General features: G+C 55.5%; 9 protein-coding genes. 5 read left to right on the plus strand and 4 right to left on the minus strand.

Annotated elements, in window-relative coordinates; all coding sequences use genetic code 11:
- On the minus strand, window positions 1-866 hold an 866-nt coding region (locus C5687_RS22550; protein ID WP_158252231.1), incomplete at its 3' end, for an efflux transporter outer membrane subunit.
- Between the two features lie 203 nt (window positions 867-1,069).
- Between C5687_RS22550 and C5687_RS22555 the strand changes: the two genes are divergently transcribed.
- Together C5687_RS22555 and C5687_RS22560 are read left to right on the plus strand one after the other, a co-directional pair.
- Window positions 1,070-1,714, plus strand: a complete 645-nt coding sequence (locus tag C5687_RS22555) for a TetR/AcrR family transcriptional regulator (protein ID WP_045286822.1) — start codon at window positions 1,070-1,072, stop codon at window positions 1,712-1,714.
- Between the two features lie 123 nt (window positions 1,715-1,837).
- Complete coding sequence (locus tag C5687_RS22560; RefSeq protein ID WP_059385561.1) at window positions 1,838-2,242, plus strand: helix-turn-helix domain-containing protein; 405 nt, start codon at window positions 1,838-1,840, stop codon at window positions 2,240-2,242.
- Here the strand turns inward: C5687_RS22560 and C5687_RS22565 are convergent.
- Window positions 2,239-3,444, minus strand: coding sequence for an L-dopachrome tautomerase-related protein (locus tag C5687_RS22565; protein ID WP_104558023.1), 1,206 nt, complete (start codon window positions 3,442-3,444; stop codon window positions 2,239-2,241). The two genes, C5687_RS22560 and C5687_RS22565, sit on opposite strands and share 4 nt — an antisense overlap.
- Window positions 3,445-3,553: 109 nt before the next feature.
- On the opposite strand from C5687_RS22565, the gene C5687_RS22570 reads away from it, so the two are divergent.
- Complete coding sequence (locus C5687_RS22570) at window positions 3,554-4,465, plus strand: LysR family transcriptional regulator (protein WP_059385563.1); 912 nt, start codon at window positions 3,554-3,556, stop codon at window positions 4,463-4,465.
- A gap of 73 nt (window positions 4,466-4,538) precedes the next feature.
- Here the strand turns inward: C5687_RS22570 and C5687_RS22575 are convergent, their stop codons facing one another.
- Together C5687_RS22575 and C5687_RS22580 are read right to left on the minus strand one after the other, a co-directional pair.
- Window positions 4,539-6,323 carry a diguanylate cyclase gene (locus tag C5687_RS22575; protein WP_104558025.1) on the minus strand — a complete coding sequence of 595 codons (1,785 nt, stop codon included), beginning with the start codon at window positions 6,321-6,323 and terminating at the stop codon, window positions 4,539-4,541.
- 119 nt (window positions 6,324-6,442) lie between these two features.
- Window positions 6,443-7,552, minus strand: a complete 1,110-nt coding sequence (locus tag C5687_RS22580; protein ID WP_008503245.1) for an AI-2E family transporter — start codon at window positions 7,550-7,552, stop codon at window positions 6,443-6,445.
- 335 nt (window positions 7,553-7,887) lie between these two features.
- Here C5687_RS22580 and mmuP point away from each other — a divergent pair, with 335 nt between their 5' ends.
- Both mmuP and mmuM read left to right on the plus strand, forming a co-directional pair.
- Window positions 7,888-9,288: an S-methylmethionine permease gene (mmuP, locus tag C5687_RS22585; protein ID WP_104558027.1), complete on the plus strand. Its 1,401-nt coding sequence runs from the start codon at window positions 7,888-7,890 to the stop codon at window positions 9,286-9,288.
- The gene (gene mmuM, locus C5687_RS22590; RefSeq protein ID WP_104558029.1) at window positions 9,275-10,207 is read left to right on the plus strand and encodes a homocysteine S-methyltransferase; all 933 of its coding nucleotides are present in this window, start codon (window positions 9,275-9,277) and stop codon (window positions 10,205-10,207) included. Before mmuP ends, mmuM begins: the two co-directional genes overlap by 14 nt.
- Window positions 10,208-10,411 lie beyond the last annotated feature (204 nt).

Raw genomic sequence — 10,411 nt, forward strand, 5'->3', positions numbered from 1 at the left:
AGCGTTGCTTTGGGTGCGGTTATTGCCAGCGCCCTGTCTGGCCCGTCACCGATCAATGACGCGAGGGCATGTTTTTTGATCGCAATGGCTTCATCTATCGCCACCAGGTTTGCTTTTGCGTTGAGTTGACGCGTCTCGACCTGTTGAAGGCTGGATAAATCCTCAAGCCCCGCGTCATGTCGTTGCTGGAACAACGCAAGCGTACTGGTTCGTATAGCGAGAGTATCGTTAAGCGTTTCGCGAACGGTGTATAAATGCGCCAGCTCTGCGTAAACGTTAACAATAGACGAAGAGAGCACCAGTCTGGTTTGTGCAGCTTCTGCAACGGCCGCCATTTCGCCTGACGTTGCAGCCGCGAGCGCGGCGCGGTTTTTACCCCAAAAATCAATTTCCCAGCTCATGTCAAGCGTGGTACGCCCGTAGCTGTTCCAGTTTTGAGGCGTTGCGCTTTCAGGCGTCACATAGTTGTAACTCATTTTGTCCCGCATAAAGCTGGCGTTGGCGGTGACTTCAGGGAAAAGCGATCCGCTCGCTCTTTGCGTCATTGCTTGTGCTTGTTTTACGCGCGTTTCGGCGATGTTAAGCGTGGGGGAATTTTTAAGCGCGTCATCAATCAGCCCGTTGAGCTGCTCGTCACCGTATTTCTTCCACCAGTCATCTTTCGGCCATTGGCCGTTCTGACGGGGGAAACTTTGATCGCTTTTAAGTTGTGAGACCGTCTTCATAGAGGGTGGGGTACCAGAATCGGGAATTATGGCGCATCCGCTCATACTGATGGCGGAAATGACAACGCAGCTCATCACTATCCTTGAGCTGGTTAAACTGGAAATACGACACTTCGGGAATGTCTCCTGAAAACCTTTCATCAGTACGCTCATCATGCTGTTCATTGAGTAGTCCAAATTCAGTACCGTACAGTACGGTACACTTTATATCTTGACTTCTGAATGCCGTCAAATGAAAATGTACTCGTCAGTACGATTACAAACCCTACTACCAGACGTGATTCCGAAATCAGAGAACAAAAAGTGTTGGCCCCGGGCAGACACCTAAACTAACGAGGAAACATATGGATAAAAGAGCGCTTAAACGGCAACAGATTCTGGAGGTTGCATCCGGACTGTTTCGACAAAAAGGATTTGATGCCACGTCTATCTCAGAGATTAACGCGATTGTGGGTGGCTCAAAATCGACAATTTACAGTCACTTTTCTTCGAAAGAAGAGCTATTTGTAGAGTGCATGTCTTCAGAAACTGAACAGTATATAAAGAGCATGACTATTGAAACTGCAGGGCAGGTGCGCCTTTTCAGAAAATCACCACAGCTTGTCATCGAGCAATTTGCTGTTGCCTTTTTACGTTATATTTGCTCTCCGGATATTGTGGATTTGCAAAGATTAATGATTTCCGAGGCCGGAAGATCGGGTATCGGAGAGTTATATTATGCGCGAATGCAAAAACTGCGTTCAAATGTTTCAGCGCTGTTTACCGATTTAATGAATCAAAACATCTTAAGAAAAGATGATCCTGTGCTGGCGGCTGAGTATTTTCGTTCTCTTCTCCAGGCTGACATACTGGAACCCTTGCTTTTAAAAGCAAGAAAAGATCAGCCTGACGAAAGTGAAATCGTCAGGAAAGCGCAGGCCTCCGTTAATGCGTTTATGAAACTGTATGGTCCAGAGAAAAATGAGGGTGTTGCAAGTACATCCTTCTAAAATACAGTAAGCGTTCCTTCACCCTATTCTTAGGGTGATTTTTCTTTCAGGAAATATTTATTTTCAATTGTCATGGGATGACTTTGCCAGCGGCCTTCTTGTAAATAAATTTCGTGGATACTTATGTGTATAAAGTTTACTCTCTTAAAAGATCGTGAAACTGTAATTAAGTCCCTGACTCACTGGATTGACTCGAATTTGTACAGACCCATTACCGTTCTGGATGTGGCACGAAAATCCGGTTATTCATTGGCTTATATTCAACGAAACTTTCGCCAGGAGTGTGGCATAAGTATAGGTCTTTATATCCGAAGCCGGAAACTTGAAAAAGCCGCGCATATGCTCAGACATACGCAGCTCTCTGTTTCAGATATATTTACAATGTTAGGCTATGAAGAGCCGTCAACCTTCAGCAGAGCGTTCTCAAATCAATATGGACTTTCCCCAACCAAATACCGTGAGTTGGCTAAAAAAAGGGATTACCTGAATGGTTTGTCGATGTTGATTACTGAAGTGACGCGCGACTAATCCTTTGAAGCACTGAGACGCAAGCGCCACAAATCATAGCGCTCCTCTCCCGGTTTAACGGCTCCCGCAAAATGGTCATTGAGGCGACTTGAGGTAAAGATCAGCTCCCCGTTCGGACGGATTGCCGGCGTGTCTGGCCAGCGCACCCCTTCATTTGCCGCAACCAGCGACATGGAATGGGTCTCAGGATCGTATCTGACGATACCATTGCGTGTAACATCGGTGATGTAGAGGTTGCCTTTTTCATCTGTCACTATCCCGTCGGTATTGCCTCCCACGCTACCCAGATCGCGGATCTGTTCGGCGATTTGCGCATTGGTTGACGCAGGCTGCCTCAGTATCGCAGTGGGTACCGCATATGCGTGCGTGCCGGTTGTCACCGTCCAGTACAGCGTGCCCGCATCGGGAGAGAGCGCAATGCCATTGATACCAATCAGTAAGGGTTTACCTGGCCAGACTTCCGCTCCATGCGAAACGACGTTAACGCCAGGCTCAATCTGCAGCGCAGGGTGACGATCGAGTACGCGCCGGGCCGTACCGGTAGCGAAATCGACGATAATCAGCCCCACCTGGTTTTCAGGAGCACTCCGCGATCCGCTGTCGGAAATATAAGCGACACGGCGGTTCTCATCGACCACCACATCATTCAGGAAACTGGCTTTGCGGTCCGCCACGTCATCCAGAGCGATACGTTTAATGGTGCGGCCTGAGTTGAGATCCAGCACCACCAGCTTCTGCGACCCCGCAGGCGATTGGGCTTCTCCCGCGACGAACCCCATGTCCAGCGCCCATAGCCAGCCGTTTTTACGGTCAATATAAAAACCGAGCACGTTGCGCAGGCTGTGAGCGGGATCGGTGTTCACCGCATTGCCCTCGCGGGACGGAAACGCCGTCAGGCGGGCAGGGCCGGACTGCGAGGTGGTATCCAGAATACTCAACGTGGCGGGGGCTGCGGCGGAAACCAGCCGGGGCGTACTGACAAAGGCCCGGTCGCTGGCATCAAAATGGATACCTGCAATGGGCGCATTCACCGAGCCGGTAAACGTCGTCGGCGTTTGCCCGTCCTGCGGGCTATCCCAGGTTACGCCAGCATAGCTACGCCAGCGCTCAAGGGGGGCGTGATTCTCTGCACTGGCGAAGAGCGGAAAAGAGAACAATGCCGCCATCGCGATGGCGGGCAGAATAAGGGCGCGGTTGAACATTGGCAGACTCCAGTGGCACGTTCAGGTGATGAATGCAGGCCACTTTACTCATCGCCCAACGGGAGATAAATTAGCCAGATTGAAAAACATTTGTTCCTGAGAGAGCAAAATGAGCCGGAAATTCGATTACCTCGGCGACGTTGAAGTCTTCATTGCTGTGGTTGAACACGGCTCCTTTACGGGCGCAGCGGTTGCCCTTTCAACCACGCCTTCGGTGCTGAGCCGCGCGGTCACCCGCCTGGAGGCGCGTCTTGGACGGCAGCTGTTACAGCGCACGACCCGCCGGGTGGGGCTGACAGAAGCCGGACGCGTCTATCTTGAGCAGGCGCGTACTGCGTTCTCTCTGCTTGATGACGCCGAACGCGTTGGCCGGGGTCAGGAGGGTGATCTGACCGGTCGCGTGAGAATGAGTGTCCCCACCACCTATGCCCACTACCGCCTGCCCCCGCTGCTGGCGCAGTATCATCAACGCTATCCACGCGTTCAGGTGGAGCTGAACATTACCAATCGCAACGTTGACCTGATCGCGGAGGGGTTCGATCTGGCGATCCGTCTGGGACAGCTGCCCGACAGTGGGCTTGTGGCGCGTAAGCTGGAAGAGGCGGCATTGCTGCTGGTCGCCTCCCCGGACTACCTGCATCGGAGAGGGAGACCTCAGACGCTGGAGGCGTTGCAGCATCATCAGTGCCTGCCGTTTATCATGCCGCGCACCGGGCGTATCGCCCCCTGGGTATTTCGGGATGAAGGGCGCGATATTGACTGGTTGCCGGGGTCAACCATCGAAATATCAGACGATGTACTCGGCGTGGTGTCGCTCGCGGAGCAGGGGATGGGGATCTGCCAGAGCTATGAATTTATCGTCCGGGACAGAATACAGCGCGGCCAGTTAGTTGAGGTGCTGCCACAACTCCGGGGACGATCGCGACCTTTTTCCGTGCTGTTTGCACCGCACCGACGTCAGTCGGCAGCCACCCGGGCAATGATTGATCTTCTGACCCGGCAAGAAGGCGTTGAGGGTTGATTTTGTTGTCTGGTCAGTTAACACATCGCGCGTGCCATTTCTCGCCATCCGCAGGAGCAGGCGCAAAGACCCACTAACCCGCCTCCAGCATGCCAAAGCTCACGATCCGCGACCGGCCCAGCTCTTTCGCCCGGTATAACGCCACATCCGCGGCGCGCAGCAGATTGTCGGTCTGGGCATGTTGCGGGTAGCTGGCAATCCCAATCGACACGTCCACCGGCCCAATCTCGGTCAGCCCGTAGCGAAGCGACAGCTCATGCACGCCGGTGTAAATCTTCTGCGCACAGGCGTGCGCCTCTTCTTCATCGGCACCGGAAAGCAGCACCAGAAACTCTTCGCCTCCGTAACGAAATGCCAGCCCGTTGTCATGTGTGGCCCGCTGAACAATCGACGCCACGCTTTTGATCACCTGGTCGCCCGCTTCATGGCCGAACCGGTCATTAATGCTCTTGAAGTGGTCGATATCGATCATCATGCAGCTTAACGGTTCGCCGCTGCGCATCGCCTGTGCCGTTTGGGTTTGCAGGGTATCTTCCAGATGATGACGATTACGCAGGCCGGTGAGCGGGTCAAACAACGCTTTTTCCAGCAACGCGTCGCGCAGACGCTGGTTGGCAAGCGCCAGCCCAAGTGCTTCAGCCATCAGTTCCAGATAGGCGCGGTAAGGAGCATTTTCTGCAGTGATATTCTGGAAGGAGAGTAAACCAATGGCCTCGCCCTGGGCGATAAGGGGGACGCATAGCGAACTGTCCCCCTGTGACGTTGGCAGGTGATAACAGGCAATATCCGGTTCACCGTTTACCGGCGGGTGGCTCTGCCCGCGCCGTATGGCCCAGCACTCATCCGGATGGAACGTGGCTTCTTCACCGGTCGGCGACAACCAGTGCGCGACGCAGCGCATCTGCCACGGATCGCGGTCGAGGACATAGAGCCGGCCTGCGATCCCCGGCGCGATATTGGGGGCAAACAGCTCCGCCACGTTAATCACATCGTTAACGTTCTCACATCCCTGCAGCCGCTGGGTCATGCGCGCCAGCAGCTCGCGGATGGCCCATTCGGCATCGCGCTCTCTTTCCAGACGCTGTCGCGCAAGCCCGTTTTCACGGAAAATGCGGATGGCCTGCGCCATGTCACCTATCTCATCAATCTGGTTGAAATTGGGCGTTTCAACCGCGTAATCCTGTGACGCCAGGCGGTGCACCACGTCGCTCAACCGCACCACGGGGCGCAGTACGCGACGTTTCAGGATAAAACCAAGGACAAACAGGAACAGCAGGGCGGTCAGGCCGACCATCATTTCAGAAGCCGTACGCAGCGCTTTCGATTTTTTTGTCGCCTCCTGAACGGAGGCGATAACGCGCTTGTCGAGTATCTGGCGAAAGTGATCGATCTGGTTCTGGGCGCGCTCAAGCTCCTGCTCATAGGGTGCGCCATAAAGCAGGGCAACGGCCTGAGCGTCTTCACCCTGTTCAAGGCTGTTCAGTGCGGTTTGCTGTTCGTCCTGCAGTTCATCGACGATCTTTATTCCTTCATGCAGCAGGGCCAGTTCTTCATCCGAAGCGCCATTATCCTGCAGCTTTTCCAGCCGAAGTTCGATTCGCTTCAGGCTGTTTTCGGCCTGGTTATATTCTTTGAGAACCTGCGGATCTTTTTTGATGACGTACAGCCGGGCTAAATCAGACTGCGCCCAGATATCGGTTTCGATATCTTCCGTAAGCGTATCAAAACGCTGGCGTTGTTCAACGGCCTGACGCTCAAGCGTGTCGGCATTGGACGCCATCAGCATGATGATGCCAGAGGCGATGGTCAGGCAGACCGTGGCACCGTAGGCCCAGTTTGTTATCGTCGCGATTCGCACCAGATGATCCTTTTACAACATGAAGAGGACGGCGTTCTTCAAATTATAGAAAACGTTTGATTTAAGGCGAAAAAAAAGGCGGCACAGTGCCGCCTGGTGAGGTCTTTATCGTCACATCCTTACAAATCTGGAGGGTTTTTTCCCTCTTCAATGAAATCCGCGTCCAGCTCTTCGGCGTTGCCTTCGTGGTCGCGCCCGGAGAAGAGGTTCCAGCAGGCGATAAACAGCGCAGCAATCAGCGGTCCAATGACAAAGCCGTTAATGCCGTACAACTCCATACCGCCGAGGGTGGAGATCAGGATCAGGTAGTCCGGCATTTTGGTGTCTTTCCCCACCAGCAGCGGGCGCAGGATGTTATCTACCAGCCCGACGACGATCACGAAGAAGCCGACAATAAACAGCCCTTGCCAGATCTGATGCGTGGCGAAGAGGAAAATGGCGGCCGGTACCCAGACAATCGCCGAGCCGATGGCCGGCACCAGCGAGAGGAACGCCATCAGCGCGCCCCAGAGTACGCTGCCGTCGATACCGGCAATCGCAAAGGCAATTCCGCCGAGTATGCCCTGCACCACGGCCACCGCTGCGGTCCCTTTTACCGTGGCGCGGGAGACGCCGACGAACTTGGCGAACAGGTGCTGCTTGGCAAAATCGGACAGGGGAAGAGAGTCGAGGATCTGGCGCACCAGATACGGGCCGTCTTTCAGCAGGAAGAACAGCAGATAGAGCATGATGCCGAAGCTAATGGCGAAGCCAAACGTGCCTTTGCCAATCAGAAACGCGCTGCCGGCGAGATATTGCCCGCCCTGCAGGGCGACATCGGAGAGTTTTTTCTGGATCTGCGCGGCGTTGGTCAGGTTGTGATCCGCGAGGAAACCGCTGGCCCAGTCAGGCAGATGGTTGAAAATGCTGGCCACCACCTCCGGGAATTGGGTGTTGTTCTCCTGCAGTTTGGTGTACACCACGTTCAGCTCAATGGCGAGTGAAGAGAGGATCACCATCAGCGGGATAAAGACGATCAGACAGATAATGCCGATGGTCAACAACGAGGCCAGCCCGTTGCGATCCCCCAGCGCGGCGCGCAGCTTGTTTTTTACCGGGTTAAAGATGACGGTCAGAATGGCGGCCCACAGAATGGCGGAAAAGTAGGGCGACAGCACGTCGAAGAACGCCCATGTCACAAGGGCGAGGATGAAAATAAAGAAACCTTTGGTCAGTCCGTTAAAGCGCATCAGTCAGTCCTGGTTACTAAGAAACTGTGTCGACTATAGAACTGATTGTGAGAATTACCAACCCTTGCGCCGGGTGGCGTTGCGGTATGACGCCGCTCTTCATGGATACTACTTTCGACTGACCGAAGAACGTCTCGTCCGGCACCATGCTGTAAGTATCTGCTTGCGGAGGTGCCTATGGCCTGGCGTCCGATTCTCTATGTGATCCTCACCACCCACCCCAGACTCAGTGCGCGGCGTGCCCGTTTACGTCTGGTCATCTAGCTTTTTATTAACAATCGCGGTATAACACACCTTCTTTGGATGTTTAGATGTCCATACGTATAGAAGGTAATATGCAAACACAACAAGAAAATGGGCAGCTTAAGCGCACCATGAAAACACGCCACCTGATTATGCTCTCGCTGGGTGGCGTCATTGGGACAGGGTTATTTTTCAATACCGGATACATTATTTCGACGACCGGGGCGGCCGGTACGCTACTGGCGTACCTGATAGGCGCGCTGGTGGTCTGGCTGGTAATGCAGTGTCTGGGCGAGCTCTCCGTGGCGATGCCGGAAACCGGCGCGTTCCACGTCTATGCCGCGCGTTATCTTGGCCCGGCGACGGGTTACACCGTGGCGTGGCTCTACTGGCTCACCTGGACGGTGGCGCTCGGGTCGAGTTTTACCGCCGCCGGGTTCTGTATGCAGTACTGGTTCCCGCAGGTGCCCGTCTGGGCGTGGTGCGTGGTCTTCTGCGTGGTGATTTTTGGCCTTAACGTCATCTCCACGCGCTTCTTTGCGGAAGGTGAGTTCTGGTTCTCCCTGGTGAAAGTCATCACCATTATCGCCTTTATTATTCTTGGCGGCGCGGCGGTCTTTGGCTTTATCCCGATGCAGGACGGTTCACCCGCGCCGGGCTTAAGCAACATCACCGCCGAGGGCTGGTTCCCGCACGGCGGTCTGCCGATCCTGATGACCATGGTGGCGGTGAACTTTGCCTTCTCCGGGACCGAACTGATCGGTATCGCGGCGGGTGAAACAGAAAACCCGCACAAGGTGATCCCGGTGGCGATCCGTACCACCATTGCCCGGCTGATCATCTTCTTTATCGGTACTGTTTTTGTGCTGGCGGCGCTGATCCCGATGCAGCAGGCGGGCGTGGAAAAGAGTCCGTTCGTGCTGGTGTTTGAAAAGGTGGGGATTCCTTACGCGGCGGACATCTTTAACTTTGTGATTTTGACGGCGATCCTCTCGGCGGCGAACTCCGGGCTGTATGCCTCCGGGCGCATGCTGTGGTCGCTCTCTAATGAGAAAACGCTGCCGCGCTGCTTTGCCCGGGTGAACAAAAACGGCGTGCCGCTGACGGCGCTCTCCGTTTCCATGCTCGGTGGCGTGCTGGCGCTGTTCTCAAGCGTGGTGGCGCCGGACACTGTGTTCGTGGCGCTCTCGGCAATTTCGGGCTTTGCCGTGGTGGCGGTCTGGATCAGCATCTGCGCGTCGCACTTCGTTTTCCGTCGTCGTCATCTGCGGTCCGGCCAGCCGCTCTCTGCGCTGCAGTACCGTGCGCCGTGGTATCCGCTGGTGCCGGTGCTCGGTTTTATCCTCTGCGTGGTGGCCTGTGTCGGCCTGTGGTTTGACCCGAGCCAGCGCATTGCCCTTTATTGCGGGATTCCGTTTGTCGCCCTGTGTTATGGTGCGTACTACCTGACCCGAAATATGACATCGCAGGAGCCTGAACATGTCGCAGAATAATCCGCTTACCGCCATCCTCGAAAAACAGCCGTTTGTGGTGCTGGATGGCGCGATGGCGACGGAGCTGGAAGCGCGGGGATGTAATCTTGCAGACAACCTCTGGTCTGCCAAAGTATTGATGGAAAACCCGGAGCTTATCCGCGAAGTCCACCTCGACTACTACCGGGCTGGCGCGCAGGTGGCCATCACCGCCAGCTATCAGGCGACGCCTGCGGGCTTTGCGGCACGCGGCCTCGATGAGGCGCAATCCCGGGCGCTGATCGGCAAAAGCGTGGCGCTGGCGCGCAAGGCGCGTGAAGCGTATCTGGCTGAAAATGCGCATGCGGGCACGCTGCTGGTCGCCGGCTCCGTGGGGCCGTATGGCGCCTTTCTGGCGGATGGCTCGGAATATCGCGGCGACTATGTGCGCAGTGCTGAAGAGTTTACTGCTTTCCACCGCCCGCGCGTGGAAGCGCTGCTGGATGCCGGTGCCGATCTGCTGGCGTGTGAAACGCTGCCGTCCTTTACGGAAATCAGGGCGCTGGCGGCACTTCTGGCCGAATATCCCCGCGCCCGGGCGTGGTTCTCGTTTACCTTACGTGATAGCGAACACCTGAGCGACGGTACGCCGCTGCGTGATGTGGTCAGCGTGCTGGCAAGCTCTCCGCAGATTGTCGCGCTGGGCATTAACTGTATCGCTCTGGAAAACACCACGGCGGCGTTGAAACATCTGCAAAGCCTGACGGCGCTGCCGCTGGTGGTCTACCCGAACTCGGGCGAGCATTATGATGCGGTGACCAAAACCTGGCACCACCACGACGAAGCGTGTGAGACGCTGGCGGGGTATCTGCCCCAGTGGCTGGACGCCGGTGCGAAGCTGATTGGCGGATGCTGTCGCACCACGCCGAAGGATATTGCTGAGCTTAACGCGAAGCGCTGAGGTCCTCACCTTAACCCTCTCCCACGGGGCTGAGGGATCCCCACAAAATAATGTCTGCACAGTCGACCCCCTCTCCCTTGAGGGAGAGGGCTGGGGTGAGGGGGGGAACATACGGCTGTGGAGGTTATTCCGTTCACTTTATGTTCCTTGCTACTCTGTAACGACATGACCGGTGAACGTGCCAGGGTGGCTCAATCGCCACCA

The organism is Enterobacter sichuanensis, from assembly GCF_002939185.1.
In the GTDB taxonomy this organism is placed as follows: domain Bacteria; phylum Pseudomonadota; class Gammaproteobacteria; order Enterobacterales; family Enterobacteriaceae; genus Enterobacter; species Enterobacter sichuanensis.